This is a genomic window from Paracoccus ravus (assembly GCF_004522175.1).
Lineage (GTDB): Bacteria > Pseudomonadota > Alphaproteobacteria > Rhodobacterales > Rhodobacteraceae > Paracoccus > Paracoccus ravus.
This window is the reverse complement of record NZ_SDEB01000004.1, coordinates 113,828-140,592: the sequence shown is the minus strand read 5'-3', so window position 1 is coordinate 140,592 and position 26,765 is coordinate 113,828. Positions and strand designations below refer to the sequence as shown.

29 protein-coding genes are annotated in these 26,765 nt (G+C 64.4%); 15 read left to right on the top strand and 14 right to left on the bottom strand.

Annotated elements, in window-relative coordinates:
• Positions 1-52: 52 nt before the first annotated feature.
• Genes accB through aat form a run of 3 tightly spaced genes read left to right on the top strand, consistent with a single transcriptional unit; the run spans position 53 to position 2,579 of the window.
• Positions 53-574, top strand: a complete 522-nt coding sequence (gene accB / locus ESZ60_RS05115; protein ID WP_134679344.1) for an acetyl-CoA carboxylase biotin carboxyl carrier protein — start codon at positions 53-55, stop codon at positions 572-574.
• A gap of 7 nt (positions 575-581) precedes the next feature.
• The gene (accC, locus tag ESZ60_RS05110) at positions 582-1,937 is read left to right on the top strand and encodes an acetyl-CoA carboxylase biotin carboxylase subunit (protein WP_134679343.1); all 1,356 of its coding nucleotides are present in this window, start codon (positions 582-584) and stop codon (positions 1,935-1,937) included.
• A 6-nt stretch (positions 1,938-1,943) separates the two neighbouring features.
• A complete protein-coding gene (aat, locus tag ESZ60_RS05105) occupies positions 1,944-2,579 on the top strand; it encodes a leucyl/phenylalanyl-tRNA--protein transferase (RefSeq protein WP_134679342.1) in 636 nt (211 codons plus the stop codon).
• Here aat and ESZ60_RS05100 read toward each other — a convergent pair.
• The 5 genes from ESZ60_RS05100 to ESZ60_RS05080 all read right to left on the bottom strand — a co-directional run bounded on the left by ESZ60_RS05100 (position 2,543) and on the right by ESZ60_RS05080 (position 6,117).
• Positions 2,543-3,052: a DUF2155 domain-containing protein gene (locus ESZ60_RS05100; protein ID WP_134679341.1), complete on the bottom strand. Its 510-nt coding sequence runs from the start codon at positions 3,050-3,052 to the stop codon at positions 2,543-2,545. The two genes, aat and ESZ60_RS05100, sit on opposite strands and share 37 nt — an antisense overlap.
• Positions 3,049-3,516, bottom strand: a complete 468-nt coding sequence (mlaD, locus tag ESZ60_RS05095) for an outer membrane lipid asymmetry maintenance protein MlaD (protein WP_134679340.1) — start codon at positions 3,514-3,516, stop codon at positions 3,049-3,051. The genes ESZ60_RS05100 and mlaD overlap by 4 nt, the downstream gene beginning before the upstream one ends.
• 3 nt (positions 3,517-3,519) lie before the next feature.
• Positions 3,520-3,894: an NADH:ubiquinone oxidoreductase subunit NDUFA12 gene (locus ESZ60_RS05090; protein ID WP_134679339.1), complete on the bottom strand. Its 375-nt coding sequence runs from the start codon at positions 3,892-3,894 to the stop codon at positions 3,520-3,522.
• 166 nt (positions 3,895-4,060) lie between these two features.
• Positions 4,061-5,326, bottom strand: coding sequence for an ATP-dependent Clp protease ATP-binding subunit ClpX (clpX, locus tag ESZ60_RS05085; RefSeq protein ID WP_134679338.1), 1,266 nt, complete (start codon positions 5,324-5,326; stop codon positions 4,061-4,063).
• 161 nt (positions 5,327-5,487) lie between these two features.
• Positions 5,488-6,117: an ATP-dependent Clp protease proteolytic subunit gene (locus ESZ60_RS05080; protein ID WP_134679337.1), complete on the bottom strand. Its 630-nt coding sequence runs from the start codon at positions 6,115-6,117 to the stop codon at positions 5,488-5,490.
• A gap of 186 nt (positions 6,118-6,303) precedes the next feature.
• Here ESZ60_RS05080 and pth point away from each other — a divergent pair, with 186 nt between their 5' ends.
• Together pth and ESZ60_RS05070 are read left to right on the top strand one after the other, a co-directional pair.
• On the top strand, positions 6,304-7,014 hold the full coding sequence (gene pth / locus ESZ60_RS05075) for an aminoacyl-tRNA hydrolase (protein ID WP_134679336.1): 711 nt from the start codon (positions 6,304-6,306) through the stop codon (positions 7,012-7,014).
• A 16-nt stretch (positions 7,015-7,030) separates the two neighbouring features.
• Positions 7,031-7,399, top strand: coding sequence for a DUF2237 family protein (locus ESZ60_RS05070; protein WP_134679335.1), 369 nt, complete (start codon positions 7,031-7,033; stop codon positions 7,397-7,399).
• Here the strand turns inward: ESZ60_RS05070 and ESZ60_RS05065 are convergent.
• Together ESZ60_RS05065 and ESZ60_RS05060 are read right to left on the bottom strand one after the other, a co-directional pair.
• A complete protein-coding gene (locus tag ESZ60_RS05065) occupies positions 7,390-7,749 on the bottom strand; it encodes a YigZ family protein (protein ID WP_134679334.1) in 360 nt (119 codons plus the stop codon). The genes ESZ60_RS05070 and ESZ60_RS05065 overlap by 10 nt on opposite strands.
• On the bottom strand, positions 7,746-8,168 hold the full coding sequence (locus ESZ60_RS05060; RefSeq protein ID WP_134679333.1) for a Fur family transcriptional regulator: 423 nt from the start codon (positions 8,166-8,168) through the stop codon (positions 7,746-7,748). The genes ESZ60_RS05065 and ESZ60_RS05060 overlap by 4 nt, the downstream gene beginning before the upstream one ends.
• A 180-nt stretch (positions 8,169-8,348) precedes the next feature.
• On the opposite strand from ESZ60_RS05060, the gene ESZ60_RS05055 reads away from it, so the two are divergent.
• Positions 8,349-9,014, top strand: coding sequence for a VIT1/CCC1 transporter family protein (locus tag ESZ60_RS05055; protein ID WP_134679432.1), 666 nt, complete (start codon positions 8,349-8,351; stop codon positions 9,012-9,014).
• Here the strand turns inward: ESZ60_RS05055 and ESZ60_RS05050 are convergent.
• The 5 genes from ESZ60_RS05050 to ESZ60_RS05030 form a co-directional block, all read right to left on the bottom strand.
• The gene (locus tag ESZ60_RS05050; RefSeq protein WP_245155582.1) at positions 9,011-9,778 is read right to left on the bottom strand and encodes an ABC transporter ATP-binding protein; all 768 of its coding nucleotides are present in this window, start codon (positions 9,776-9,778) and stop codon (positions 9,011-9,013) included. The genes ESZ60_RS05055 and ESZ60_RS05050 overlap by 4 nt on opposite strands.
• A 1-nt stretch (position 9,779) precedes the next feature.
• Positions 9,780-10,631, bottom strand: a complete 852-nt coding sequence (locus ESZ60_RS05045; protein WP_134679332.1) for an ABC transporter ATP-binding protein — start codon at positions 10,629-10,631, stop codon at positions 9,780-9,782.
• The gene (gene nikC / locus ESZ60_RS05040; protein ID WP_134679331.1) at positions 10,628-11,536 is read right to left on the bottom strand and encodes a nickel transporter permease; all 909 of its coding nucleotides are present in this window, start codon (positions 11,534-11,536) and stop codon (positions 10,628-10,630) included. The genes ESZ60_RS05045 and nikC overlap by 4 nt, the downstream gene beginning before the upstream one ends.
• Positions 11,533-12,525 (bottom strand): ABC transporter permease, encoded by a 993-nt coding sequence (locus tag ESZ60_RS05035; RefSeq protein ID WP_134679430.1) that lies wholly within the window; start codon positions 12,523-12,525, stop codon positions 11,533-11,535. Before ESZ60_RS05035 ends, nikC begins: the two co-directional genes overlap by 4 nt.
• A 111-nt stretch (positions 12,526-12,636) precedes the next feature.
• Positions 12,637-14,229, bottom strand: coding sequence for an ABC transporter substrate-binding protein (locus ESZ60_RS05030; protein ID WP_134679330.1), 1,593 nt, complete (start codon positions 14,227-14,229; stop codon positions 12,637-12,639).
• A 184-nt stretch (positions 14,230-14,413) separates the two neighbouring features.
• On the opposite strand from ESZ60_RS05030, the gene ESZ60_RS05025 reads away from it, so the two are divergent.
• The 4 genes from ESZ60_RS05025 to ESZ60_RS05010 all read left to right on the top strand — a co-directional run bounded on the left by ESZ60_RS05025 (position 14,414) and on the right by ESZ60_RS05010 (position 18,188).
• Positions 14,414-15,637, top strand: a complete 1,224-nt coding sequence (locus ESZ60_RS05025; RefSeq protein ID WP_134679329.1) for a glutathionylspermidine synthase family protein — start codon at positions 14,414-14,416, stop codon at positions 15,635-15,637.
• 3 nt (positions 15,638-15,640) lie between these two features.
• Positions 15,641-16,249: a DUF1190 domain-containing protein gene (locus ESZ60_RS05020; RefSeq protein ID WP_134679328.1), complete on the top strand. Its 609-nt coding sequence runs from the start codon at positions 15,641-15,643 to the stop codon at positions 16,247-16,249.
• 82 nt (positions 16,250-16,331) lie between these two features.
• Positions 16,332-16,970, top strand: coding sequence for a bifunctional 4-hydroxy-2-oxoglutarate aldolase/2-dehydro-3-deoxy-phosphogluconate aldolase (eda, locus tag ESZ60_RS05015; RefSeq protein WP_134679327.1), 639 nt, complete (start codon positions 16,332-16,334; stop codon positions 16,968-16,970).
• Between the two features lie 3 nt (positions 16,971-16,973).
• A complete protein-coding gene (locus ESZ60_RS05010) occupies positions 16,974-18,188 on the top strand; it encodes an MFS transporter (RefSeq protein ID WP_134679326.1) in 1,215 nt (404 codons plus the stop codon).
• Positions 18,189-18,240: 52 nt separating this feature from the next.
• Here ESZ60_RS05010 and xseA read toward each other — a convergent pair whose 3' ends face one another.
• Positions 18,241-19,803: an exodeoxyribonuclease VII large subunit gene (gene xseA, locus ESZ60_RS05005; RefSeq protein ID WP_134679325.1), complete on the bottom strand. Its 1,563-nt coding sequence runs from the start codon at positions 19,801-19,803 to the stop codon at positions 18,241-18,243.
• 107 nt (positions 19,804-19,910) lie between these two features.
• Between xseA and purD the strand changes: the two genes are divergently transcribed.
• Together purD and ESZ60_RS04995 are read left to right on the top strand one after the other, a co-directional pair.
• Entirely contained in the window at positions 19,911-21,173 is a 1,263-nt protein-coding gene (purD, locus tag ESZ60_RS05000; RefSeq protein WP_134679324.1) for a phosphoribosylamine--glycine ligase, read from the top strand.
• Between the two features lie 296 nt (positions 21,174-21,469).
• Positions 21,470-23,032 (top strand): 2-isopropylmalate synthase, encoded by a 1,563-nt coding sequence (locus ESZ60_RS04995; RefSeq protein WP_134679323.1) that lies wholly within the window; start codon positions 21,470-21,472, stop codon positions 23,030-23,032.
• Positions 23,033-23,099: 67 nt separating this feature from the next.
• Here ESZ60_RS04995 and ESZ60_RS04990 read toward each other — a convergent pair whose 3' ends face one another.
• Positions 23,100-23,939, bottom strand: a complete 840-nt coding sequence (locus tag ESZ60_RS04990) for a glycosyltransferase (RefSeq protein WP_134679322.1) — start codon at positions 23,937-23,939, stop codon at positions 23,100-23,102.
• Between the two features lie 268 nt (positions 23,940-24,207).
• On the opposite strand from ESZ60_RS04990, the gene ESZ60_RS04985 reads away from it, so the two are divergent.
• From ESZ60_RS04985 to ESZ60_RS04975, 3 genes are read left to right on the top strand one after another with little or no spacing between them, the layout of a single operon-like run.
• Positions 24,208-25,242: a rod shape-determining protein gene (locus ESZ60_RS04985; protein WP_134679321.1), complete on the top strand. Its 1,035-nt coding sequence runs from the start codon at positions 24,208-24,210 to the stop codon at positions 25,240-25,242.
• A 13-nt stretch (positions 25,243-25,255) separates the two neighbouring features.
• Entirely contained in the window at positions 25,256-26,242 is a 987-nt protein-coding gene (gene mreC / locus ESZ60_RS04980; protein ID WP_134679320.1) for a rod shape-determining protein MreC, read from the top strand.
• Positions 26,235-26,765, top strand: a complete 531-nt coding sequence (locus ESZ60_RS04975) for a rod shape-determining protein MreD (protein ID WP_134679319.1) — start codon at positions 26,235-26,237, stop codon at positions 26,763-26,765. The genes mreC and ESZ60_RS04975 overlap by 8 nt, the downstream gene beginning before the upstream one ends.

The window sequence follows — 26,765 nt, the reverse complement described above, 5'->3', positions numbered from 1 at the left end:
CAACCGCCGTGCCAAAGGGTGCGGCCTTAAATGAAAAACTCCAGAGGACGGCATGAGCGACGATAAAAATCACGCAGGTCAGGACGAACGTACCAGCGAAGGCGATGTGGCCTTCATCCAGGCCCTGGCCGAGCTGCTCAACCGCAATGAACTGACCGAACTGTCGGTCAAGCGCGAATATGGCGAGAATGACCGTCTGACCGTGAGCCTGTCGAAACAGAGCAAGCAGGTCATCCAGACCGTGGCCGCCGCTGCCGCGCCGCTGGCCTCAGCCCCTGTCGCAGCCGCGCCGGCTGCCGCCGCAGCCGCCCCCGCGGCCAGCGAGGATCCGGCCAGCCTGCCGGGCATCGTGACCTCGCCCATGGTCGGCACCGCCTACCTGTCGCCCGAGCCGGGCGCGGCAGCATTCGTCACCGTTGGCAAACAGGTCAAAGAAGGCGAAACGCTGCTGATCGTCGAGGCGATGAAGACCATGAACCACATCCCGTCGCCCCGCTCGGGCACGGTCAAGCGCATTCTCGTCGATGACGGCAGCCCGGTCGAATTCGGCGCGCCCCTGATGGTCGTCGAGTGAGGCCGAGATGTTCGACAAGATCCTGATCGCCAATCGCGGCGAGATCGCCCTGCGGGTGATCCGCGCCTGCCGCGAGATGGGCATTGCCTCGGTGGCGGTCCATTCGACCGCCGATTCGGACGCCATGCATGTGCGCATGGCGGACGAATCGGTCTGCATCGGCCCGCCCTCCTCGTCGGAAAGCTACCTGTCCATGTCCGCGATCATCGCCGCCTGCGAGATCACCGGCGCGCAGGCGATCCATCCGGGCTACGGCTTCCTCTCGGAAAATGCAGGCTTCGTGCAGATGGTCGAAGACCATGGCATCGCCTTTATCGGCCCCTCGGCCGAGCATATCCGCATCATGGGCGACAAGATCACCGCCAAGGACACCGCGAAGGCGCTTGGCATTCCGGTCGTTCCCGGCTCGGATGGCGGCGTGCCCGATGTCGCGGCGGCGAAACGCGTCGCGGCCGAAATCGGCTATCCGGTCATCATCAAGGCAACCGCCGGCGGCGGCGGGCGCGGCATGAAAGTCGCGGTTGACGAAGCGGGTCTTGAGACCGCCTTCCGCACCGCGCGTTCGGAAGCCAAGGCCGCCTTCGGTAATGACGAAGTCTATATCGAGAAGTACCTGCAGCGCCCCCGCCATATCGAGATTCAGGTCTTTGGCGACGGTCGCGGCCGCGCGGTCCATCTGGGCGAACGCGACTGCTCGCTGCAGCGCCGCCACCAGAAGGTCTTCGAAGAGGCCCCCGGCCCGGCGATCACCCCCGAGCAGCGCGCCCGCATCGGCAAGATCTGCGCCGACGCGATGTCGAAGCTGGGCTATCGCGGCGCCGGCACGATCGAATTCCTCTTCGAAGATGGCGAGTTCTATTTCATCGAGATGAACACCCGCCTGCAGGTCGAGCATCCGGTGACCGAGGCGATCTTCGGTGTAGACCTCGTCCGCCAGCAGATCCTTGTCGCGGCTGGCGAAGAGATGGAGTTCAAGCAGGAAGACCTGCAAATCCGCGGCCATGCCATCGAGGTGCGGATCAATGCCGAGAAACTGCCGAACTTCACCCCCTCGCCCGGCAAGATCACCCAGTACCACGCCCCCGGCGGCCTGGGCGTACGCATGGATTCGGCGATCTATGACGGCTACAAGATCCCGCCCTATTACGACAGCCTGATCGGCAAGCTGATCGTGCATGGCCGCGACCGCCGCGAGGCACTGGCGCGGCTTGACCGTGCGCTTGGCGAACTGATCGTCGACGGCATCGACACCACCGTCCCGCTGTTCACGTCGCTTCTGCAGAACAAGGACATCCAGACCGGAGATTACTCGATCCACTGGCTGGAACGCTGGCTCGCGCAACTGGCCAATCCGGACAACTGACGCGAGATGACAATGCTGACCGCGGAAAGATTGCTTCTGGCATATGCGCAGGGCGTCTTTCCGATGGCTCAGTCGGCCGAGGATCCGCAACTCTACTGGTTCGACCCGCCGGACCGGGGCCTGCTTCCGATCGGAGGCGTGCATGTCTCGCGCTCGATGCGGCGCTGGCTGCGGCAATGCGGCTGGCGCGCCACGATCAACCGGGACTTTCTGGGCGTGGTGAACGGTTGCGCCGATCGCAGCGAGACCTGGATCAATGCCCCGCTTGTTGCGCTATACCTTGAATTGCACAAGCTGGGCCACGCCCATTCGCTTGAAATCTATGAGGGTGACGCGCTTGTCGGCGGGACCTATGGCGTCTCGCTTGGCGCGGCATTTTTCGCCGAAAGCATGTTTTCGCGGCGGGACAATGCCTCAAAGGCCGCACTGATCTGGATGTCCCATCACCTGCATCAGGCGGGCTTCACCTTGTGGGACACGCAATACGGCACGCCCCATCTGGCCTCAATGGGCGGGTTCATCATTCCGCGTCAGGAATATCGCCGCAGGCTGGGCACCGCGATCCGCCGCCGCGCCGATTTCACCGCAGCCGAATTGCCCGATATTCAGCTTTTGCTGCAGGACATGACCCAGACATCGTAACGCGGGTCGTCCATGGCCGACAGCGCCGGAGAGGATGCGATCATCCAGCCGGAAAACACCGTGTTGTTCGCGCGCTTGTCGAACACCGTCAACTCGGCATAGGCATCTGATTCCGGGTCATCGGCAGGAAAGCGGCACTCGGCCAGAGTGACGCGCAAGCGCCCGAATTCCGCCTGCTCGCCCGCCGCCATGGTGAAATCGAGAAGCTGACCCGTCACCTTGTCCAGCCCGCGCAGGTTCGCGCCCTGCGCGCGCGCCGTCTCGGGTCCGCGGGCCGCATCAATGGCGGCTTGGCGTTCGGCCGCCGAGGGCTCGGCGACCACCGTCGTATTCGGATCGTCGCTAAAGGCCGGATCCATCTCAAAGTCGATGATCGGTCCCTCTTCGGGGATCTCGCCATCCTCTTGCGCGCGGACAGGAGCCGCGCCAAGGATCAGCACGGCCAGACAGAATCCCTGCAGCAGGCGGATCATTCGCTTTCCTCCCCGGCCTGAGCATCCACGAATTTCATCATCAGCGAAAGCAGGCTGACGGCACCCTGCACATCCTCGATCTCGTCGCCGGGACCCAGATTCTCGGGCGCACCTCCGGGCTGCAGTTCGATATATGCACCCCCGAGCAGGCCATCGGTCTGGATCAGGGCGGCGCTGTCCGTGGGCATGAGGATGTCGCCCGGAATGCGCAGCCGGGCCTCGGCCATATAGGTCCCTGGGTTCAATTCGACTGCGCTGACCCGCCCGACCTTGACGCCCGCGACACGGATATCGGTGCCAACTTCGATTCCGTCGACATTCGGGAAAGCGGCATAAAGCTCATAGCTGTCCCCGCCCAGCCCGCGCGAGGCAGAGCCACCGGTCGACCACAGCAAAAAGCCGCAGGCCAAGGCGAGTATTGCGGCCCCGACCCAGAGTTCAGTCCGTTCCGCGGCGCTTTGCATGGCTTATTCGGGCTGCCATGCGTCATAGTCACGACGCGCAGCGGGCTCGGGGCGATAGAGCGACCCGGCCGGGTGATAGGCCGAGGCGGTACCGGTCTGGTTGGGTTGATGCGGCTTTTCCCAGGATTTCCGGGCCAGCGGGTCGGTCGTGGGCGGCTGCTTATAGGTATGGTGCAGCCAGCCATGCCATTCAGGAGCGACACGGCTCGCCTCGGCCTCGCCGTTATAGATCACCCAGCGGCGCTTGCCGCCACCGGATTGGTAGTAGATGTTGCCCTGATCATCCTCGCCCACCTTTTCGCCATAGAGCTTGGTCCAGACTTGGGTGTTGATGGTCTGGCTGTTCCACCAGGTCAGTACGCGCAGCAGAAAGGACATGGATGCGAACCTCGTCATTATTTGGCCGAGATATGGCGCAATCCGCGGTCGAGGTCCAGTGATTGCGGAGAATTCCCTTGGCCCAGTGGCGGCAATGACCTCAGGCCGCGCATGAAAAGGGGCCGACGCCTGGCGCCGGCCCTCGGATTTCTGCGGGGGGACGGGTTCAGCCCGCCGTCGCAGTTTCCTTTTTCGCATCGGTATGGATCAGGAGGGGCTTGGCATTGCTGTTATCCACCGCCTCTTCGTTCACCACGACCTCCTCGACACTGTCGAGGCCGGGCAGTTCGAACATCGTGTCGAGCAGGATGTCCTCCATGATCGAGCGCAGCCCGCGCGCCCCGGTCTTGCGCTTGATGGCGCGCCGCGCGATGGCGACCAGCGCGTCCTCGGTGAAGGTCAGCTTCACATCCTCAAGATCGAAGAGGCGCTGATACTGCTTGACCAGCGCGTTCTTGGGCTTGGTCAGGATGGCGATCAGCGCATCCTCGTCGAGATCGCCCAGCGTCGCGATGACCGGCAGACGGCCGACGAATTCCGGGATCAGGCCGAATTTCAGCAGATCCTCAGGCTCGAGCTGCTTGAAAAGCTCGCCCACGCCCTTGTCGTTCTCTTCCTTGACCGCTGCGCCGAAGCCCATCGCGGTGCCCTTGTTGCGCTGCGCGATGATGCGATCCAGACCGGCAAAGGCCCCGCCGCAGATGAACAGGATGTTGGTCGTGTCCACCTGCAGGAATTCCTGCTGCGGATGCTTGCGGCCACCTTGCGGCGGCACGCTTGCCACAGTGCCTTCCATGATCTTCAGAAGCGCCTGCTGCACGCCCTCGCCCGAAACGTCACGGGTGATCGAGGGGTTGTCGGATTTGCGGGTGATCTTGTCGACCTCGTCGATATAGACGATGCCGCGCTGCGCCCGCTCGACATTGTATTCGCTGGCCTGCAAGAGCTTCAGGATGATGTTCTCGACATCCTCGCCGACGTAGCCGGCTTCGGTCAGCGTCGTCGCATCGGCCATGGTAAAGGGCACGTCGAGGATGCGCGCCAGGGTCTGCGCGAGCAGCGTCTTGCCGCAGCCGGTCGGTCCGATCAGCAGGATATTCGACTTCGCCAGTTCGATATCGTTCTTCGAGCTGTGGTTCAGCCGTTTGTAATGGTTATGCACCGCGACCGAGAGCACGCGTTTCGCATGTTCCTGCCCGATCACATAATCGTCGAGAACATTGCAGATCTCGCGCGGGCTCGGGACGCCGTCGCCGGACTTCAGCGCCGAGCTTTTCGTCTCTTCACGGATGATGTCCATGCAGAGTTCGACGCATTCGTCGCAGATAAAAACGGTCGGACCGGCAATCAGCTTGCGCACCTCATGCTGGCTCTTGCCGCAGAAGCTGCAGTAAAGCGTGTTCTTGCTGTCGCCGCCGGTCGGATTGGCCATCAGTTCGATCCTCGTATTGCGCCAGATGTCCGGCAAGATCGCCGGGCATCCGCTGCTTCATCGCGCGAATTTGCCCGCGCCTTGCCTTTCTCCGCATGTTACGGGCCGGTTTGGCCCGTCACAATCCCAAAAACGGAACGTTCCCTTGCGGCGGGCCCGTGTCAGGCCGTGGGATCGGCCTTGCCGCGCGCCACGAGAATTTCGTCGATCAGGCCCCATTCCTTGGCCTCTTCGGGCGACATGAAACGGTCGCGTTCCAGCGCTTCTTCGACCTCTTCGAGGGTCCGGCCGGTATGCTGGACATAGATCTCGTTCAGGCGGCGCTTGAGCTTTTCGGTCTCGCGCGCATGGATCAGGATGTCGGTCGCCTGACCCTGGAACCCGCCCGAGGGCTGGTGCACCATGACGCGGCTGTTCGGCAGCGAGAAACGCTGGCCCGGCTGGCCCGCGCAGAGCAAGAGCGAACCCATCGAGGCCGCCTGCCCCACCACCAGCGTCGAGACGCGCGGCTTGATATATTGCATCGTGTCATAGATCGACAGGCCCGCGGTCACGACACCGCCGGGGCTGTTGATATACATGCTGATGTCTTTGTTGGGGTTTTCCGCCTCAAGGAACAGCAACTGCGCCGAGATCAGCGTCGCCATGCCGTCATGCACGGGGCCGGACAGGAAAATGATCCGTTCCTTGAGCAGGCGCGAAAAGATGTCATAGGCCCGTTCGCCCCGGCTGGTCTGTTCGACGACCATGGGGACGAGCGTGTTCATGTAGAATTCTGCCGGATCTTGCATGTCTTTCCTTGCTTTTATCCCTGCCTGCCCGCACCGCGATTCGCCCGGGGAAACCCCATTCGGACCGTGATAACCGCGAAACCTTGAGAGAGTCTTAGTAACGCCTGACCGCGAGGACAAGAGAGCGTTAGAAATTGCTCCCGCCCGCCGGGACCGGTATCCTGCCCGCAATCGACGGAGAAACTGATGAAACTGATCGTCGGCCTGGGCAATCCGGGCACGAAATACGAAAAGAACCGCCACAATATCGGCTTCATGGCGCTGGACCGGATCGCCTCGGATCAGGGATTTGGGCCTTGGCGGGCACGTTTTCAAGGCGAGACCGCCGAAGGGCGGCTGGGGGATATGCGCGTGACGCTTTTGAAGCCCGCGACCTTCATGAATCTCTCGGGGCAATCGGTCGGCGAGGCGATGCGCTATCTGAAGCTCGAGCCCGGCGATGTGATCGTGCTGCATGACGAATTGGACCTGCCCCCCGGCAAGGCAAGGCTCAAGCTTGGCGGGGGACATGCCGGGCATAACGGGCTGCGCTCGATCCATCAGCATATCGGCGAGGCCTATCGCCGCTTGCGCATCGGCATCGGCCATCCCGGCCACAAGGACCGGGTCGCGCATTACGTGCTGTCGGATTTCGCCAAGGCCGAGGAAGCGGGGATGGACGATCTGCTGCGCGGGATCTCGGACGGCGCAGCGGCCTTGGCCTCGGGCGATGATGCGCGTTTCATGAATGCGGTTTTGGCCCGCGTCGCGCCCGCGCGCAACAGCGGCACGCGGCCTCGGGGCGATGCCCCAACCCAATCCAAGCCGACAGCCCCTGCGGCCAAACCCGCCCCCCAAACCGAGGAACCGCAAAGCATCAGCGACCGCCTGCGCGCGCTGAGCGAGCGTTTCCGCTGAGCGAAAGGAGCGCGCAATGGACAGCAAGATCAACGTGCTGGGAGGTAAACTTGAACTTTGTTCGAATACACCTCTGACCGAGTTCTACCGCGACGGATGCTGCAATACCGGGCCCGAGGATGCGGGGCGCCACACGGTCTGCGTCATAGCCACCGCCGAATTCCTCGCTCTTTCGAAATATCTCGGCAATGACCTCAGCACGCCCCGGCCCGAGTTCCGCTTTCCCGGCCTGAAGCCGGGGGATCGCTGGTGCCTTTGCGCCTCACGTTTCCTGCAGGCGGCGCAGGAATTCGCTGCACCCAAGGTCGTGCTTGAGGCCACGCATGAGCGCACCTTGGATATCGTGCCGCTGGAACTGTTGCAGGCGCATGCCTTTCAGCCCTGAACCTCGGCAAGGTAATGGCGCGTGGCATCGACGACATGTCTGAAGCGGTCGCCGCCCAGATGCTTGCCGCCGTACCAGCGCGTCACGACCACGACATGATCGGTGAGACCGGCGCGTTCCAGCATCTGCAGGATGATCTGGCCTGCCCCGGATTCGCCGTCATCATCCTTGACCCCCTCGCCCGAGAGGATCGCGGCCCAGGTGTTATGCGTGGCCTTGGCGAATTTCTTGTTGCGTTTCAACTCGGAAATCAGCGCCTCGGCCTCGGTGCGGTCCCGCGCGGGCCCGCCCGAGACGGCATAGCGCGAACCCCGATCAGAGATGATCTTATCGAAGATGCGCAGGGTCATGGCTTGCGGCGGACGTAAAGCTCGAGCCGGTGGCGGACGATCTCATAGCCCAGTTCGGCTGCGATCTCGGCCTGCAATTTCTCGATCCGCTCGCTGACGAATTCCATGACCTCGCCGGTCTCGACATCAATCATGTGATCGTGATGCTTGCCATCGGCAGGCTCGAAACGGGCGGCGGCCCCCTCGAATTCCAGCTTGTGGATCACGCCCTGCGCCTCGAGCGCGGCGAGGGTACGATAGACCGTGGCAAGCGACACGCCCGCGCCCGCCTCGGTCGCACGGGCATAGAGCTGGCTCGCATCGGGATGGTCATCGGTCGAGGCAAGTACCCGTAAAAGCGCCGCGCGCTGCCGCGTGATGCGGATTCCTGCGCGGCGAAGGGCAGTCTCGAAGGTCTGGGCGCGGCTTTCAATATCCATGTCGGTTTTTCACCCAATCGGCGAAGGATTTCAATTCCCGCGACATTCCGCCGCTCGCGCGGGCGCGGTCTGGCCAATCGGCGCGCGCTCTGCCTATCCTGCTGATAGCCGACCCGTCAGATGGAGTTCGAGGTGATAGAGCGTCATTTGCCAAGCGCCCATCCCGATGATCCGCATTTCATGATGCGCAGCGGCTGGCTGCGCGCGGCGGTTCTGGGGGCGAATGACGGCATCGTTTCGGTCGGCGCGCTGATCTCGGGCGTCGCCGCTGCCAATCCGGACCGCGAGGCGGTGCTGGTCGCGGGGCTGGCCGGGCTGGTGGCCGGCGCGCTGTCGATGGCAATGGGAGAATATGTCTCGGTCAGTTCGCAGCGCGATACCGAACATGCCGACATCGCCCGCGAGGCCGCCGCGCTGCGCGACATGCCCGAAGACGAATTGCACGAGCTTGCCGCGATCTATGAAAGCCGTGGCATGGCCCCCGGAACGGCCCTGCAAGCCGCGCGGGAAGTCACCGCGGCGGATGCATTGCAGGCCCATCTGAGGGACGAGATCGGGCTAAATGAAATCTCGCGCGCCAATCCTTATCTCGCCGCCGCGGCTTCGGCCGCGACCTTCAGCATCGGGGCGGCCCTGCCGCTGGTCGCCGCCGCCATCGCGCCCGGAGGCGCGGTCATCCCGGCGGTGCTGGTCTCGGTGGTGATCGCCTTGGCGCTGCTCGGTGGGCTTGGTGCGCGGGCGGGTGGCGCGCCTGCCCCCCGCGCCATCCTGCGCGTGGTGCTGGGCGGGGTGCTGGCTCTGGCGATCACGGCAGGGGTCGGGCGGCTGTTCGGCGTCGCTGTCTAAACTGGCTCGCGGCGATAGGATTCGCTCGCAGCCAGCAGGTTGCGCGCGTAATCGCTGGTCGCCGCCCCCGCGCGCAGGCTCGCCTGCGGCATTTCCTCGACCACCTCGCCGCCGCGCATCACCGCCAGCCGGTCGCACATATGCGCCACCACCGCGAGATCATGGCTGACCATGACGAAAGTCAGGCCGCGTTCCTTGCGCAGATCCGAGAGCAGGTTCAGGATCTCGGCCTGCACCGAGACATCCAGCGCCGAAGTCGGCTCATCGAGAAGCAGAAGCTGCGGCTCGGCAGCCAAGGCGCGGGCAATGGCGACGCGCTGACGCTGCCCGCCCGAGAGTTGATGCGGATAACGAAAGCGGAACCCCTTGCCGAGCCCCACCGAATCGAGCAGCCGGGTGATGCGCGCATCGATCTGGTCCATGCCCTGCAGATGCAGGGTCTCGGACAGGACCCGATCGACGGAATGGCGCGGATGCAAGCTGGCATAGGGGTCCTGAAAGACCATCTGCACCGTCTTGTGGAAGGCACGCGAGCGGTGGCGGCCATGGACCGCCTCGCCCGCGACCTCGATCCGGCCCGACCAGCTGCCCGCGAGGCCGGTGATGGCGCGCAGGATCGTCGACTTGCCCGAGCCGCTTTCACCGACCAGTCCGAAGCTTTCGCCCTTGGCGACGGTGAAACTGGCCGATTTGACCGCATCGACGCGCTCATGCGCCTCGCCGAACCAGACGTTCAGCGCATCGACTTTCAACATCTGCGCCATTTCAGGCCCCTTTCACATCGTTGCGCCAGCTGTCCTGACGCTGCAAGACCGCAAGACGCTCGACCGGGTGGTCAAGCCGCGGCAGGCTTTCCAACAGCCCCTGCGTATAGGGGTGGCGGGCTTGGTGCAGGTCTTTGGCGGCGATCTCCTCGACCACCTGGCCCGCATACATGATCAGCACCCGGTCGCAGAATTGCGCGACGAGATTCAGGTCATGGCTGACGAAGATCAGCCCCATGCCGCGCTCGGTCACCAGCTTGTCCATGATGCGCAGGACCTCGTTGCGGACCGAGACGTCCAGCGCCGAGGTTGGCTCATCGGCGATCAGGATCTCGGGGTCCGGGGCCAGCATCATGGCGATCATGATGCGTTGGCCCATGCCGCCCGAGACCTCGTGCGGATAGGCGTCGAAGACCCGTTCCGGGTCGCGGATCTGCACCGCACTGAGCATCTCGAGCGCCTTTTCCCGCGCGGCCTTGCCGCCCTGGCCGGAATGCAGGCGATAGGCCTCCATGATCTGCTGGCCGACGGTCATCACCGGGTTCAGGCTGAACTTGGGGTCCTGCATGACCATGCTGATACGCGCCCCGCGCAGGGCCCGCATCCTGCGCTCCGGCAGGTTCAGGATGGTCTCGCCATTCAGGTCCAGCCGGTCCGCCGAGACCTTGCCCGGCGGGCGGACGAGGCCGAGGATCGCGCGGCCGGTCATGGATTTCCCCGAACCGGATTCGCCCACCACGCCGAGCCTCTCGCGGCCAAGGTCGAAGCTGACGCCGCGCACGGCCTCGAAGGTGCCCGAACGCGTCGGGAAGCTGACGCGCAGGTTGCGGACGGAAAGAAGCGGAGCGCTCATTCTTTTGCCCCTTTCGGGTCCAGCACGTCGCGCAACCCGTCGCCCAGTAGGTTGAAGGCGAGGCTGACAATAAAGATCGCCATGCCCGGCACGGCGGCAACCCACCAGAAATCGAGGATATAGGTCCGCCCGTCCGAAATCATCGCGCCCCATTCGGGCATCGGCGGCTGCGCGCCGAGGCCAAGGAAGCCCAAGCCCGCTGCAGAAAGGATGATCCCCGCCATATCCAAGGCCACCCGCACGATCAGCGAAGAGACGCAAAGCGGCCAGACATGGCCGATCAGCAGCCGAAGCGGCCCCGCGCCTTGCAACCGGGCGGCAGCGATGTAATCGGCATGGCGGATGGTCAGGGTCTCGGCGCGGGCGAGCCGGGCATAAGGCGGCCATGAGGTGATCGCCAGCGCCAGCACCGCATTGCCGATCCCCGGCCCCAAGGCCGCGACAAATGCCAGTGCAAGGATCAGCTTCGGGAAGGCGAGGAAAATGTCGGTGATCCGCATCAGCACCTGATCAACCCAGCCGCCCGCGAAACCCGCGACCGTGCCGACGAAAAGCCCAATGACCGGCGCAATCAGCGCCACGGTGCCGACGATGAACAAAGTGATGCGCGAGCCATGGATCAGCCGCGACAGGATGTCCCGTCCCAAAGCGTCGGTGCCCAGCCAATGCGCGGCGCTTGGCGGCTTCAGCCGCTCGGCGAGGTTCTGCGCAAAGGGGCTTTGCGGCGACAGCCAAGGCGCGAAAATCGCCATCAGGACGAGCAAGATCAGGATCGCCAGCCCGAACATGGCGAGCCTGTTGGCGCGGAAAGTCAGCCAGCCCTGGTAGATCGCGCCCAGCCGGGCCTGCCTGCGGGTCTGGGGCGCGTCGGTCAGAAGCCATGCGCGTGTCGTCATCTCGGTCATTTCGCCCTCGGGTCCAGCACGCGGTAGAGGATGTCCGAAAGCAGGTTCAACAGGACGAAGCAGGTCCCGACCAGAACCGTGCCGCCAAGGACCGCGTTCATGTCCCCCGCCAGGAGCGCCTTGGTGATATATTGCCCGATGCCGGGCCAGCTGAAGACGATCTCGGTCAGCACCGAACCCTCCAGCAGCCCGCCGAAACTCAGCGCGATCACGGTGATCAGCGGCACGAGGATATTGCGGAAGGCATGACCCCAGATCACACGGCCCTCGCTGAGGCCCTTGACCCGCGCGGTGGTGACATATTCCGCCGAAAGTTGCTCGAGCATGAAGCTGCGGGTCATCCGGCTGATATAGGCAAGGCTGAAATAGCCCAGAAGGCTCGCCGGCAGGATGATGTGGCTGAAGGCATCGGTGAATGCGCCCCAGTCTCCGGCCAGAAGGCTGTCGATCAGGATCATGCCAGTGACATTCGGAACCATGCCGTCATAGATGATGCCCTGCCGTCCCGGCCCTCCGACCCAGCCGAGCATGCCGTAGAACAGCAGCAGCCCCATCAGCCCGAGCCAAAAGATAGGCATGGAGTAACCGACCAGCGCCACGACGCGGGCGATCTGGTCGATCCAGCCGCCGCGCCGCGCCGCCGCGATCACGCCCAGAGGCACGCCGACAAAGACGCCGATCAGCGTGCCCAGCAGCGCCAGTTCCAGCGTCGCCGGGAAGACCCGTTTCAGATCGTCGAGGACCTGGTGACCGGTCGAGATCGAGCGGCCGAAATCGCCCCTCAGCACCTCGCCCATATAGCGCAGGAATTGCTGCCAGAGCGGCTTGTCGAGGCCCATGGCCTGATAGGCCGCGTCATATTGCGCCTGCGTCGCGCGCTCGCCCACCACCTTCAGGACCGGGTCGATCGGCATGACCCGCCCGATGATGAAGGTGACGAGCAAAAGCCCCAGCAGCGTCAGCGCCAAGGACAGGGCAACCCCGCCCACGCTGCGCGCCCTGCGTCGAAAACGAACGCGCCCAAATCCGGGCGCGCCGCCTTGCGCCGGAGGCAGGCTGCCCTGCCCCGGCGCTTTCACCAAATCCGTCTCGGTCACCTATTATTCCTTCGTGACCTGACGATAGAAGACCGAGCTGACCGCCCCGCCCGCATTCCAGTTCTTGACGTTCTTCTGGATACCTGCCTGCTCGATGCGCTGGAACAGCGGGATGATCGGCGCGATCTCGCGATATTCCTTCTGGATATCCAGATACATCTGCACGCGCTTCTCGGTATCGCCTTCGATGGTGGCGGCGATGGTCGCTTTGTTCATGTCATCCGGAACGGCGAAGCTGTTGCGCCATGCCAGATAGGACAGCTTCGCGTCATCGGCATTGTTCGGGTTATAGGCGAAGGTCGAGGCATTGGTGTTCGGATCGGCATAATCGGGGCCCCATTCGCCGATGAAGATCGGCACCGAACGCGCACGATAGGCGTCCAGAACCTGCGCGCCGGTCATCTGCTGGATCTCCAGCGTCAGCCCGACCTCGGCCATCGAGGCCTGCAGGGTTTGCGCCACGTTCACATATTCCTGAATGTCGCGCACGGCGGTCTTGACCGTGCCCGAGGTGATCCCGGCATCGGTCAGGATCTTCTTGGCCTTGGCGATATCATAGGTCCAAGGGTTCTCGTCCGAGGCGCCCAGATAGCCCTCGGGCAGGAAATTCTGATGGATCTTGAACTGACCCTTCAAGAAGCTGCCTTCGATCCCCTTGTAATCGACGAGGTATTTTATCGCCTCGACGACTTCCGGCTTGGAGAGCAGCGGGTCTTTCTGGCTCAGGCCCATATACAGGATACGGCCGCGCGGCTCGGTACCGATGACCAGATCTTCATCGCCCGAGATGCCATCGACATCGGTCGGCGTCAGGTTGCGTGCCACATCGACATCGCCCTGCTCCAGCAGCAGACGCTGCGCCGAGCTTTCCTGAACATGGCGCACGATCACGCGCTTCATGCTCGGCGCGCCCTGCCAGTAGCCGTCAAAGGCCGTCAGCTGCACAGCCTCGTTCGGACGCCATGCCTGCAGCGCATAGGGACCCGAGCCCGCGGCGTTGGTCGAAAGCCAGGTATTGCCGAAATCCTCGCCCTCGACATGGGCCATGACGGTTTCCTTGTCGACGACCGAGGCCACGTTCGAGGCCAAGCAGTTCAGCACGAAGGATTGGGCATAGGGCTGATCGAGCTTGAGGATCAGCTTGTTGCCGTCGAAGGTGACCTGCTGATCGACGTTTTCAGGGGTGAAGCCGAACTGGTTCAGGATGAAGGCAGGAGATTTGTTCAGCTTGACCGCGCGCTGCAGCGACCATGCGGCATCCTCGGCCCGGACCGGATTGCCCGACTGGAATTTTACGTCGTCGCGCATCGTCAGGGTCAGGGTCTTGCCCTCGTCGGTGACCTCCCAGCTTTGCGCGAGGCTCGGTTTGAAGCCCGCCGCCATGTCCATCGGGTCGAAATCGACCAGACGGTCATAAAGGTTATTGTCGACGTCATTGCCCGAGAACTCGAAGCTTTGTGCCGGATCGAGGCTGATGATGTCATCGATCTGCGCCGCGACGACCAGCGTATCGAGGGGCGTTTCAGCAAAAGCGGCGGGGGCCAGCGATACTGCGGTCGCCAGCAGAATCGCACGAAGCGAGAATTGTTTCATCATATCTTCCCTGTTGTCGCACCCCGTCGTTGCGGGGCTTGAATGGCAGCAGCTTGGCCCGAAGGATTTGATCCGGCAAGCCCCGCTTTGCGCCGCCCCGCCGGTGGACTGCCGTGACGGATCGCCGCTGCCCTTCGGGGTTGCACAAGAGGCAGCGCTCCTCCATCTCGGGAGGCAAGGAGAAAACATGCGCAAACTGACCCTGCCCGAGCGTCCCGACTGGCGCAGCGAGGCCCAGCGTCTGGGCTTCACCTTCGCCGATATGGGCGGAGAACCTTACTGGGACGAGACCTCTGCCTATCATTTCAGCCTTCGTGAAATCGACGCCGATCTGGAAGGCCCCTCGAATGAATTGCATGCCATGTGCCGCGAGGCTGTCGGCACCGCGATCCAAAGCGAGGAATGGCTGGACCGCCTTGCCATCCCGCCCGAGCATCGCGACCTTGTCGCCGCAAGCTGGGTCGCGGGTGAGCCCGAGCTTTATGGCCGCTTTGATCTGGCCTATGACGGCAAGGGTCCGGCGAAGATGCTGGAATATAATGCCGATACGCCGACCTCGCTCTACGAATCGGCCTCGTTCCAATGGCTCTGGTTCGAGCAGCAGCAGGCGCTCGGCGTTTTGGGCGGCGACACAGACCAGTTCAACGGCATCCACGAGGCGCTGGTCGCCCGTTTCGCCGAAATCTTCGCCCCCGGCGAGAACGTGCATTTTGCGGCAGATGCCGAAAACCCCGAGGATTACGCAACCGTCGAGACCCTCGCATGGGCCGCGCGCGAGGCAGGCCTCGGCGCGCATTTCACCGATCTTGCGCAGATCGGCCTGACCGAGGACGGCCAATTCGCCGATGCGGAATCCCGCGTGATCGGCGCATTGTTCAAGCTTTACCCGTGGGAGGACATGCTGCGCGACGATTTCGCGGCGCATCTCGCGCCTTCGGGCGCGCGCTTCATCGAGCCGCCATGGAAGGCGATCCTGTCGAACAAGGGGCTTCTGCCGCTGCTCTGGCAGATGTTCCCCGGCCATCCGAACCTGCTGCCCGCCTTCTTCCTCGACGACGTGCGGGACGCGATCACCGGTGGGGTGCCCGCGTCGCAGGTCGCCAAAGCATTCGAGGCGGCAAGGCCGCTTCTCGCGGCGGGCCATGTCACCAAGCCGATCTTCTCGCGCGAGGGGGCCGGGGTCACGATCTTCGAATCCGGTCATGCCACCGCCCATACGCAGGACGAGACCTATTCGCATCATCCGATGATCCTGCAGGGCCTCGCCCCCCTGCCCGAATTCGAGGGCTTCCATCCGGTCATCGGCGCATGGATGGTGGGCGAGAGTTGCGCGGGCATCGGCCTGCGCGAAGATCGCGCCCGGATCACCCACAACCTGTCGCGGTTCAAGCCGCATTTCATCGAAGGCTGACCCATGACGACACGCAAACGCTCGCGCCATGTGGCGCTGGTACTTCTTGGCACCGCGACCCTCGCCCTTGCCGCCTGCGAGGATGACCGCGTCGATGCGCAGGCCTTTCCAAATCTCGAAAGCTGCATCGCCGCGAGCAAGGAAAACGGCCTCTGGTTCACCGAAGACGACTGCCGCAAGAATTTCACCGCAGCCCAACAGGAACTGGCCGAGACCGCGCCGCGCTACGAATCGAAGGAGCTTTGCGAACAGCAGCATGGCGTGGGGAATTGCGGCGGCGATCAGGCGGCCCAACAGTCGGGCGGCGGCTTCTCCTTCATGCCGCTCTTGATGGGCTACATGATGGGCTCGATGATGTCGCGCGGCGGCGGGGTCTATTCCCAGCCGATGGTGCGCACCGCGAATGGCCAATATTCGACGCCCAAGGGCGATACGAGTTTTGCCAGCAATTCCGGCCGCGGCAAGGTCGCGCCCCAGACCTTCCAGCGTGCGCCGACGACGCTCGGCAAGCCGCCGATGTCGGCGGCGCAGGTCAGCCAGAGGGGCGGCTTCGGCGCGGCCCGCACGGCACGGCCCTCGGTCGGCGGCGGCGGGCGGCTCTTCGGCGGTTAGCGCAAACGCGGCAGCCTTGCGCCGGCGGCGGAAAAAGATCAGTCTGCCCGCGAAATTGCATTGCCCCCGAGGAGATCCGCCCATGACGCCTGAGACCCAATCCCTGACGAGCCGCGCGCTTTGTGAACTCGCCCCGGTGATCCCGGTTCTCGTCGTCAAGGACGCGGGCAAGGCCGAGGGCCTCGCCACCGCCCTCGTCGCGGGCGGTCTGCCGGTGCTCGAGGTGACCCTGCGCACGCCCGCGGCCCTCGATGTGATCCGCGAAATGGCCAAGGTGCCGGGCGGCCATGTCGGCGCGGGGACCGTCCTGACCCCCGATGACGCGAAGCGCGCCAAGGATGCCGGCGCGAGCTTCGCCGTCTCGCCCGGCGCGACCGAGCGTCTGGTGCGCGCCTGCGAGGAGATCGGCCTGCCCCTGCTGCCGGGTGCCGTCACCGCCTCGGAGGTGATGCGGGCGATGGAATATGGCTATTCCATGCTGAAATTCTTCCCTGCCGAGGCCGCGGGCGGGGCGAAATCCCTCAAGGCGCTGGCCGGGCCCCTGCCGCAGGTCAGCTTCTGCCCGACCGGCGGCGTCAGCCTTGGCAATGCCCGCGACTATCTGTCCTTGCCGAATGTGATCTGCGTCGGCGGAAGCTGGATCTCGCCCGATGAGGATGTCGCCTTGGGCAATTGGGACGCGATCGAGACCCGCGCCCGCGAGGCCAGCGGCCTGCGCTGAGCCATGAGCGCCGCCCCCGATCTGCGCCGGGCGCGGCGCAATGTCACCGTCCTTCTGATCGCGCAGGCCGTTCTGGGCGCGCAGCTGTCGATGATCTTCATCGTCGGCGGTCTGACCGGCCAGATGCTCAGCCCAAATCCCTGCATCGCCACCCTTCCCTTGTCGATGCTGGTACTGGGCTCGGCTTTGTCGGCGCGCCCGCTTGCGGGCTTCATGGCGCAATATGGCAGGAGAGCAGGTTTCCTGCTCGCATCGCTTCTGGCGGCTCTGGGCGCGGCGCTGTCTTCCTATGCCGTGATGGCGGGCAACTTCTGGCTCTTCACCTTCAGCACGCTGCTGATCGGCGTCTATATGTCGGCACAGGGCTTTTTCCGCTTTGCCGCTACGGATTGCGCGCCGCCCGAGTTTCAGTCCCGCGCCATCTCATGGGTGCTGGCCGGAGGACTGGTCGCGGCCTTTACCGGACCTATCCTTGTGCGGCTGACCGCCGAGATGACTGCCGTCCCCTTCCTCGCGACCTATGCCACGATCATTGGACTGAACCTGCTCGCGCCGCTGATCTTCGCCTTTCTCGATATCCCGAAACCCGAGCCGCGCGCGAGCGACGCGCCGCGCGGACGCAGCCTTGGCGCCTTACTGCGCGATCCCCGGATCGCGGTCGCAGTGATCTGCGCCATGGTGTCCTATGCGCTGATGAATCTGGTGATGACCTCGGCCCCATTGGCAATCGTTGGCTGCGGATTTCACACCTCAGACGCGGCCAATATCGTCTCTGGCCATGTCGTCGCCATGTTCGCGCCGTCCTTTTTCACCGGTCACCTGATCGCGCGTTTCGGCACGACGCGCATTGTCATGCTGGGCCTCGCGATCCTCGCGGCAGCCGGGGCTGTCGCGCTCTCCGGTGTCGATCTCGCGCATTTCTACGGCGCGATGATCCTTCTGGGTTTGGGCTGGAATTTCGGCTTCATCGGCGCGACCTCGATGCTGACCCGCGCCTATCGCCCGGAAGAGCGCGAGCGCGTGCAGGGACTGAACGATGCCGCTGTCTTCGGCGGGGTGTTTCTGGCCTCGCTGTCCTCGGGCGGGCTGATGAACTGCTCGGGAGGGACGCCGCGCGAGGGCTGGTCGGCGGTCAATCTCGCGATGCTGCCTTTCCTCGTGCTGGCGGGGGCGGCGCTTCTATGGCTGGCCCTGCGCCCGCGCGAGACGCTGCGCTGAAGGGCGGGGGCGCTGCCCCCGAACCCCCGGGATATTTCAGCAAGAAAGAAGCTCAGAAGAGAGACTTCTGGTCCTTCGAAGGTTTCTCCGCCCGCGCGGGTTTGCCCGAAGGGCCTTCGGGGCGGACCGGGGTGCGACCATCGGCGAATTCGATCTCGAAGCGCGGGGTCTCGGCGGCCTGCTGCGCCGAAGTGATTAGGCCCGAGGGGCCATGCACGACCGCATAGCCGCGGCGCAGTGTCTCGGTATAGCCCAAGGTCAGCCGCAAGCGGTCCAGCTTCTCGAGGCTTTCGCGGCGCGGCGGCAGGATGCGCGCCGACGTCCCGTCGAGCCTGCGGGCAAGGGTCGCCACTTCCTGCTTTTGCCGGGCAATCTGTCGCGCCGCATCGGCCAAAGCGCGGCTGCGCGAGCGGTCGAGACGCGCGGCGAGATCGGTCAGTTTTTCGCGGCGACGCAGGCTGTCGCGCGTGCTGCCAATATGCAGGCGGCGAGTCTGGTCCCCTAGCCGATCCTGACGGTGACGCAAGCCGCTGCGTAGCGCCGAGAGCGACAAAGGCATTGCACTCAGCCGGTCGCGGCGGCTGCGCATGAAGGCCCGCAGCGCGGGCTCAAGCCGCATCGAGATCAGATCGAAGCGTTGCCGCGCCGGATCGGTCAGGGCCTGAGGGCGGCCAAGCGCGCGCGCCAGATCCGTCAGGCGGTGGCGCTGACGCTGCTGGCGCTGTTGGCTCGCGCGCATCATGCGCGCCGCGCTTTCGGCCAGACGCGCCGCCAGATCGGCGCGGACCGGCACGGCAATCTCGGCGGCGGCGGTCGGCGTCGGGGCGCGCCGGTCCGAGGCGAAGTCGATCAGCGTGGTGTCGGTTTCATGCCCCACCGCCGAGATCAGCGGGATCTGGCTCGCGGCAGCCGCGCGGACGACGGATTCCTCGTTGAAGCCCCACAGGTCTTCGAGGCTGCCGCCGCCCCGCGCGACGATGATCAGATCGGGGCGCGGGATCGGGCCATCGGGGTCGAGCGCGTTGAAGCCTTGGATCGCGTTGGTGACCTGCGGGGCGCAGGCCTCGCCCTGCACGGCCACGGGCCAGATCAGCACGCGGGTCGGGAAGCGGTCGCGCAGCCGGTGCAGGATGTCGCGGATCACCGCGCCCGAAGGCGATGTCACGACGCCGATCACGCGCGGCAGATAGGGCAGCGGGCGCTTGCGCGCCTCGTCGAACAGTCCCTCGGCGGCCAACGCCTTGCGGCGCTTTTCCAGCATCATCATCAGCGCGCCCGCGCCTGCGGGCTCGATCTCATCAACAATCAGCTGGTATTTCGACTGGCCGGGGAAGGTGGTCAGGCGGCCTGTGGCGATGACCTCGATGCCCTCCTCGGGACGCGTAGCAAGCTTCGCGGCCTGCCCTTTCCACGACACCGCGGCGATGACCGAGCGGTCATCCTTGAGATCGAAATAGACATGCCCCGAGGATGGGCGCGAGACGCGGCCGATTTCGCCCCTGACGCGGACGCGGCCAAACTCGCCTTCGAGCACGCGTTTGACCGCACCCGAGATCTCGGAGACGGTGAATTCGGGGGCGTTGCTGCCAGCGGGGCTGTCTTCGAATAGTTCCATATGCCGGTTCTGGCGCGGGTTCGCGTGGGGTTCAAGGGAAGTTTCGGATTGATCCGAAGCACGCCAGTTCCTATCAGGCGCGTGACATCCGCAGAAGGGGCCTTCACATGAACATCCTGATCCTCGGCAGCGGCGGGCGCGAACATGCGCTGGCCTGGGCGATCCGGCAGAATCCGAAATGCGACAGGCTGTTCGTGGCCCCCGGCAATCCCGGCATGGCAAGCCTTGCCCGTCTGGCCGATCTGGACATCCTGTCGGGCCCCGCCGTGATCGGCTTTTGCGAGGAAAACGCCATCGACCTCGTGGTGATCGGCCCCGAGGCCCCCTTGGCCGCAGGCGTCGCCGATGACCTGCGCGCGGCGGGCATTCTGGCCTTTGGCCCGTCCAAAGCGGCAGCGATGCTGGAGGCATCGAAAAGCTTCACCAAAGAGGTCTGCGACGCATGTGCCGCGCCGACCGCCGCTTGGGCACGTTTTGACGCCGCCGAGCCCGCCCGCGCCTATATCCGCGAAAAGGGCGCCCCCATCGTGATCAAGGCCGATGGTCTGGCCGCTGGCAAGGGCGTGACTGTGGCCATGCTTGAGGCCGAGGCCATCGCCGCCATCGACGACGCCTTTGGCGGGGCCTTTGGCGCTGCCGGGGCGGAAGTCGTGATCGAGGAGTTCATGGCGGGCGAAGAGGCCAGCTTCTTCATCCTTTGCGACGGCAAGGACTGCCTGCCCATCGGCACCGCGCAGGACCACAAGCGCGTCGGCGACGGCGATACCGGCCCGAATACCGGCGGCATGGGGGCCTATTCCCCTGCCCCGGTCCTGACGCAGGAGATCCAGGACGCCGTCATGGCCGAGATCGTCCGCCCGACCGTCGCCGAGATGGCGCGGCACGGAACGCCCTTCCAGGGGGTGCTTTACGCGGGGCTGATGATCGAGAATGGCCGCGCGCGTCTGGTCGAATACAATGTGCGTTTCGGCGATCCGGAATGTCAGGTGCTGATGATGCGCCTTGGCGCGCAGGCGCTCGACCTGATCCTTGCCTGCGCCGAAGGCCGTCTGGCCGAGATGCAAGTGAACTGGGCCGACGATCACGCCCTGACCGTGGTGCTAGCCGCCAAGGGCTATCCCGGCAGCTATGAGAAAGGCACCGAGATCCGCGGCCTCGACACCCTGCCCGAGGATTCGGCGCATATGGTCTTCCATGCCGGAACTTCGGAACAAGACGGCAAGCTGATTGCCACTGGCGGCCGTGTTCTGGCCGCCACCGGGCGCGGCGCTAACCTTGCTGAGGCGCACGCTGAAGCCTATGCGCTGGCCGATGCGATCGACTGGCCGGGCGGCTTTTATCGCCGCGACATCGGCTGGCGCGCGCTTTAAGCTTCTGCCAAATTTTCGAAAGGCGGCGCAGGTTTGCGCCGCCTTTCTCGATTCTCGGGTAGAAAATGACAGTCCGCAGTCATTTCCATCTTTTCAATGACGCCACGTCGGTTCTATAGTCCGCGCCATGACTCGGATGCGACACATCGCCACGGCCCAGAACGCGCAGATCGGCGCGCGTTTCGCCGTGAATCTCCGCGGTCTCCTTCTTCTTACGCTGCGCTGAGCGGGTCTCCGGGCCACCGCTCAGTTTGGCTGCGCCCGGAACAGCAAGCGTAACGAAGGATTCCCCAAAAATGACCGACAAGAACCGCGTCTGGATTTTCGACACCACCCTGCGTGACGGCGAGCAGTCGCCCGGCGCCACCATGACCCATGCCGAGAAGCTGGAAATCGCCCAGATGCTCGATGAGATGGGCGTGGACATCATCGAGGCCGGCTTCCCGATCGCCTCGGAAGGCGATTTTGCCGCCGTCAGTGAGATCGCCAAGCTGTCGAAAAACTCGGTGATCTGCGGTCTGGCCCGTGCCCAGCTGCCCGATATCGACCGCTGCTGGGAGGCCGTGAAACACGCCCGCCAGCCGCGCATCCACACCTTCATCGGCACCTCGCCGCTGCACCGCGCCATTCCCAATCTGGACATGGACCAGATGGCCGAGCGCATTCACCAGACCGTGACCCATGCCCGCAACCTCTGCGACAACGTGCAATGGTCGCCGATGGACGCGACCCGGACCGAACATGACTACCTGTGCCGAGTCGTCGAGATCGCGATCAAGGCCGGTGCCACCACGATCAATATCCCCGACACCGTGGGCTATACCGCGCCGCGCGAATCCGCCGCGCTGATCAAGATGCTGCTCGAGCGCGTGCCGGGTGCGGACGACATCATCTTCGCCACCCATTGCCATAACGATCTGGGCATGGCGACGGCGAACTCTCTGGCTGCCGTCGAGGCTGGTGCGCGCCAGATCGAATGCACGATCAACGGTCTGGGCGAGCGTGCGGGCAATACCGCTCTGGAAGAGGTCGTCATGGCGCTGAAGGTGCGTCACGACATCATGCCCTATGACACGCAGATCGACACCACCAAGATCATGGGCATCTCGCGCCGCGTCAGCCAAGTTTCGGGCTTTGCGGTCCAGTTCAACAAGGCCATCGTCGGCAAGAACGCCTTCCTGCATGAATCGGGCATTCATCAGGATGGCGTGCTGAAAAACGTCGAGACCTTCGAGATCATGCGCCCCGCCGATATCGGTCTGAACGAGGCCAATATCGTTCTGGGCAAGCATTCGGGCCGCGCAGCCCTGCGCTCGAAGCTGAATGATCTGGGCTACGAGGTCGGTGACAACCAGCTGAAGGACGTCTTCGTCCGCTTCAAGGCCTTGGCCGACCGCAAGAAAGAAGTTTATGACGACGATCTGGTCGCGCTGATGCAGGACAGCGCCGCCAATACCGACAGCGACTATCTGCAGGTCAAGCATCTGCGCGTGGTCTGCGGCAGCGACGGCCAGTCGGCCGACCTGACCATGATCGTCGGCGGCGAGGAAAAGACCGTCCATGCCGAGGGCGACGGCCCCGTCGATGCCTGCTTCAACGCCGTCAAGGCGATCTGGCCGCATCATGCCGTGCTGCAACTCTATCAGGTCCATGCCGTGACCGAGGGCACGGACGCGCAGGCGACGGTCAGCGTCCGCATGGAGGAAGAAGGCCGCATCGCCAACGGTCAAGCCGCCGATACCGACACGATCCTTGCCAGCGTCAAGGCCTATGTCGGCGCGCTGAACCGACTGAAGGTTCGTCGCGAAATGGTCGGTGAGAATGCCGACGCCAAACAGGTCAGCATGTATTCGCATTGATCGAATACCGGATACCGGCCCCAAAAGCGGGCCGGTATCCCACGGCGAGACGCCGCCGCAGGGCGGCCTAGCCGACCTCGGCTTTCTCGACGAAACTTAGGTTAACGCCTTGTAAAAACGGAAAATCATCGGCCAGAAGCTTCTGGAAGTCATCCGCCCCGACTTCGCGGAACCAGCGCGGCCATTGCTCGCGCAGGACGCTGGCTGAATCTCCTTCGTCCCAGCGCGTCTGAACATAGCCAAAGCCGTTCACATCGGTGAAGGCGGGAAAATGCTTCGGGAGCTGGAAATGGTTCATCGCATAGATGCATCGGGCCGGAAGTCGCATCCGGACCGCCGCGCCCGCCCCGACAAAGGCCTGATGTCCCCGCCAGAAGCTGACGGGCTGGCCGTCATAGCTGCCAAAGATCAGCCCTTCGGGATAGCTGATGCCGAATCCCGGCAGATCCGAGAAACGCTGCGCATTGCGGCGGATGCGCGCGACATGATGGCGGCTGAAGGCGTCATCGTCATCGACGCGGAACTGGATCACCGGACGCCCGGCCTCGTCCGCAGCGGCAGAGAGCTTCTTTGCCAGCGCTTCCATCGGACTGCGCTTGTCGGACACGATGATTTCGATCTGGGGCACTTCGGCACACAGATCTTGCAGCCGTTCCAACCAGGGTCCGGGCATTTCCGGAGAGGTGAGAATCCAGAAGCGGAAATCCGGATCGGTCTGCGCCTTGATCGAGGGCAGGCAGAGGGTCTCGAAGGCCTTGAATCGCCGGATCAGCCTGGTCTCGGCGTAAAGCATCGGGGCGCGGGCGGCCAGAATTTCGGGCGAGCCGCCCTCTTTCGGACGCGTTTCGACCCAGTCGCATTTCCCAAGGAAGGAAAAGCGACATATCCCCACGATTGCGTCTTGCAAGACTCGTCTCCGATGTCACTGGCTAAGCTTGGTTTTCACTGTTAGGCAGAGCGTCAGATCGGGTCAAGCCATGCATCCGGGCGGCGCAATCGGCCACAGCCGGACGGGATCTTGCCACCTGCGCATATTCAGGGTTTCCGAGAACGATGCCGCGGAATATACGTCCGGCAACCTGATGAGTCATTCATCGGCAAAATCGGACAATGGCCGTCGGCAAACGACGGCAGGCAGGGCCGTCAACGGCAGGGACGGCAGAAGGGATAATCAGATGGCCTTTGGCGGGTTGTTTTCCACCGACATCGCGATCGACCTCGGCACCGCGAACACGCTGGTCTATGTCAAGGGCAAGGGGATCATCCTGAATGAGCCCTCGGTCGTTGCCTATCATGTCAAGGACGGCAAGAAGCAGGTCCTGGCCGTCGGCGAGGATGCCAAGCTCATGCTCGGCCGCACCCCCGGCAGCATCGAGGCGATCCGCCCGATGCGCGAAGGCGTCATCGCCGATTTCGACAGTGCCGAAGAGATGATCAAGCATTTCATCAAGAAGGTGTTCCGTCGCACGACCTTCTCGAAGCCGAAGATCATCGTCTGCGTCCCGCATGGCGCGACCCCGGTCGAGAAACGCGCGATCCGCCAGTCGGTCCTGTCCGCAGGCGCCCGCAAGGCGGGCCTGATCGCCGAGCCGATCGCCGCGGCCATCGGCGCGGGCATGCCGATCACCGAGCCCACTGGCAGCATGGTCGTCGATATCGGCGGCGGCACCACGGAAGTCGCGGTCCTGTCGCTGGGCGACGTCGTCTATGCGCGCTCGGTCCGCATCGGCGGCGACCGCATGGATGACGCGCTGATCAACTATCTGCGCCGCAACCACAACCTGTTGATCGGCGAATCGACTGCCGAGCGCGTCAAGACCCAAATCGGCACCGCCCGCATGCCCGATGATGGCCGTGGCGCCACCATCATGGTGCGCGGTCGCGACCTGCTCAATGGTATCCCCAAGGAAATGGAGATCACCCAGGCCATGGTCGCCGAGGCGCTGGCCGAGCCGGTGCAGCAGATCTGCGAGGCCGTCATGGTCGCGCTGGAAGCTACTCCTCCGGATCTGGCTGCAGACATCGTCGATCGCGGCGTCATGCTGACCGGCGGCGGCGCGATGCTGGGCGATCTGGATCTGGCGCTGCGCGAGCAGACCGGTCTCTCGATCACGCTGGCCGACCAGCCGATGAGCTGCGTCGCGCTTGGCACCGGCAAGGCGCTGGAATTCGAGAAGCAGCTGCGCCACGTCATCGATTACGACAGCTGATCGGGGACAGGCTGTGGCACGCAAGGGCCCTGATTATGTGGCTCCGGTCCGGCGCATCCTCGTTTCGCTGCTGATCCTGCTGCTGCTGTCGATCTTCCTGTTCTGGCAGATCGACAGCCCCCGCGCCGAACGGATCCGGTCCATGGTGATCGACCGCTTCGTGCCCGGCTTCGAATGGGCCATGGCCCCGGTCACGCGGCTCAGCCGCATGGTCGCCGGCTTCGAATCCTATGCCCGGCTCTATGAGCAGAACCAGGAATTGCGGCGCGAGTTGCAGAAGATGTCGGCCTGGAAAGAGGCCGCCGTCCAGCTTGAACAGGAAAATGCCAAGCTGCAGGCGCAGAATAATGTCCGCATCGACCCGGCACTGACCTCGGTTTCGGGGGTGGTGCTGACCGATAGCGGCACGGCGTTCCGGCAATCGGTGCTGCTCAATGTCGGCGCGCGGGACGGCATCCTGGACGGCTGGGCCACGATGGACGGGCTGGGACTGGTCGGCCGCATTTCCGGCGTCGGCCAGACCACCAGCCGGGTCATGCTGCTGACCGATCCCTCGAGCAGGATTCCGGTCAATATCCTGCCTTCGGGGCAACATGCGCTGCTGAGCGGCGATAATACCGCCTTCCCGGCGCTCGATTTCATCGAGAGCCCCGAGAACCTGCGCCCCGGCGATCGGGTCATCAGTTCGGGCGATGGCGGGGTCTTTCCGCCGGGCCTGCCCGTCGGGCAGGTCGCACAGGCCAGCGATGGCAGGCTGCGGGTGCGGCTTGCCGCCGATTACGGGCGGCTGGAATTCCTGCGCGTGCTGCGCAGCCACCCCTCCGAGCGGCTTGCCGATACCGGGCTGTTGATCCCGCCGCCTCCGGCGGAGTTCATCGGCCCGCCGATGCCGCCTGCCATGGATATCGACCCCGCCGCGCAAATCCCCGCCGAGGCCACCGCCCCGGAACCTCCGATCCTGAACACCGAAGCCAACCCGGACGGGCAGGACAATGATTGAGCAGGCCCGCCGCCACCGTCTGGCCGGGCTGATCCTGTTCATCCTGCTGTTTCTCGCCCTTCTCTTTCTGCGGCTGATCCCGCTCAATCCCGGCCGGGTGGTCTGGCCGGGCCCGGACCTCGCGGTCTGCCTGACCCTGGGCTGGGTGCTGCGACGGCCCGAGCAGGCTCCGGTCCTGCTGATCGCCCTTTTGTTCCTGCTCGAGGACGTGTTGCTGTTGCGCCCGCTCGGGCTTTGGGCCGCGATCGTCGTTATGGGCACCGAGGCCGCGCGCCGCCGCGAGCAGCATTGGCGGGAACTGCCATTCATGGTTGAATGGCTGCGGGTGGCGATCTTGCTGGCGCTGATGCTGCTGGCCTATCGCTTTGCCCTTGCGCTGTTCTTCCTGCCCCGGCCTCCGCTGGGTCAGGCGATCCTGCAATTCATCGCCACGACGGCGGCCTATCCCGTCGTCGTCGGGCTGATGCGCTGGCCTTTGGGCCTGCGCCGCAGCCTGGTCGATACCGAAACGAGGCAACGCTGA

Bases quoted from the DNA above. Each gene is read 5' to 3' on its own strand.
- accB (WP_134679344.1), top strand. From the start codon at position 53: ATGAGCGACGATAAAAATCACGCAGGTCAGGACGAACGTACCAGCGAA.
- accC (WP_134679343.1), top strand. From the start codon at position 582: ATGTTCGACAAGATCCTGATCGCCAATCGCGGCGAGATCGCCCTGCGG.
- aat (WP_134679342.1), top strand. From the start codon at position 1,944: ATGACAATGCTGACCGCGGAAAGATTGCTTCTGGCATATGCGCAGGGC.
- ESZ60_RS05100 (WP_134679341.1), bottom strand. From the start codon at position 3,052: ATGATCCGCCTGCTGCAGGGATTCTGTCTGGCCGTGCTGATCCTTGGC.
- mlaD (WP_134679340.1), bottom strand. From the start codon at position 3,516: ATGCAAAGCGCCGCGGAACGGACTGAACTCTGGGTCGGGGCCGCAATA.
- ESZ60_RS05090 (WP_134679339.1), bottom strand. From the start codon at position 3,894: ATGTCCTTTCTGCTGCGCGTACTGACCTGGTGGAACAGCCAGACCATC.
- clpX (WP_134679338.1), bottom strand. From the start codon at position 5,326: ATGGCCAATCCGACCGGCGGCGACAGCAAGAACACGCTTTACTGCAGC.
- ESZ60_RS05080 (WP_134679337.1), bottom strand. From the start codon at position 6,117: ATGCAAGATCCGGCAGAATTCTACATGAACACGCTCGTCCCCATGGTC.
- pth (WP_134679336.1), top strand. From the start codon at position 6,304: ATGAAACTGATCGTCGGCCTGGGCAATCCGGGCACGAAATACGAAAAG.
- ESZ60_RS05070 (WP_134679335.1), top strand. From the start codon at position 7,031: ATGGACAGCAAGATCAACGTGCTGGGAGGTAAACTTGAACTTTGTTCG.
- ESZ60_RS05065 (WP_134679334.1), bottom strand. From the start codon at position 7,749: ATGACCCTGCGCATCTTCGATAAGATCATCTCTGATCGGGGTTCGCGC.
- ESZ60_RS05060 (WP_134679333.1), bottom strand. From the start codon at position 8,168: ATGGATATTGAAAGCCGCGCCCAGACCTTCGAGACTGCCCTTCGCCGC.
- ESZ60_RS05055 (WP_134679432.1), top strand. From the start codon at position 8,349: ATGATGCGCAGCGGCTGGCTGCGCGCGGCGGTTCTGGGGGCGAATGAC.
- ESZ60_RS05050 (WP_245155582.1), bottom strand. From the start codon at position 9,778: ATGGCGCAGATGTTGAAAGTCGATGCGCTGAACGTCTGGTTCGGCGAG.
- ESZ60_RS05045 (WP_134679332.1), bottom strand. From the start codon at position 10,631: ATGAGCGCTCCGCTTCTTTCCGTCCGCAACCTGCGCGTCAGCTTCCCG.
- nikC (WP_134679331.1), bottom strand. From the start codon at position 11,536: ATGACCGAGATGACGACACGCGCATGGCTTCTGACCGACGCGCCCCAG.
- ESZ60_RS05030 (WP_134679330.1), bottom strand. From the start codon at position 14,229: ATGATGAAACAATTCTCGCTTCGTGCGATTCTGCTGGCGACCGCAGTA.
- ESZ60_RS05025 (WP_134679329.1), top strand. From the start codon at position 14,414: ATGCGCAAACTGACCCTGCCCGAGCGTCCCGACTGGCGCAGCGAGGCC.
- ESZ60_RS05020 (WP_134679328.1), top strand. From the start codon at position 15,641: ATGACGACACGCAAACGCTCGCGCCATGTGGCGCTGGTACTTCTTGGC.
- eda (WP_134679327.1), top strand. From the start codon at position 16,332: ATGACGCCTGAGACCCAATCCCTGACGAGCCGCGCGCTTTGTGAACTC.
- ESZ60_RS05010 (WP_134679326.1), top strand. From the start codon at position 16,974: ATGAGCGCCGCCCCCGATCTGCGCCGGGCGCGGCGCAATGTCACCGTC.
- xseA (WP_134679325.1), bottom strand. From the start codon at position 19,803: ATGGAACTATTCGAAGACAGCCCCGCTGGCAGCAACGCCCCCGAATTC.
- purD (WP_134679324.1), top strand. From the start codon at position 19,911: ATGAACATCCTGATCCTCGGCAGCGGCGGGCGCGAACATGCGCTGGCC.
- ESZ60_RS04995 (WP_134679323.1), top strand. From the start codon at position 21,470: ATGACCGACAAGAACCGCGTCTGGATTTTCGACACCACCCTGCGTGAC.
- ESZ60_RS04985 (WP_134679321.1), top strand. From the start codon at position 24,208: ATGGCCTTTGGCGGGTTGTTTTCCACCGACATCGCGATCGACCTCGGC.
- ESZ60_RS04975 (WP_134679319.1), top strand. From the start codon at position 26,235: ATGATTGAGCAGGCCCGCCGCCACCGTCTGGCCGGGCTGATCCTGTTC.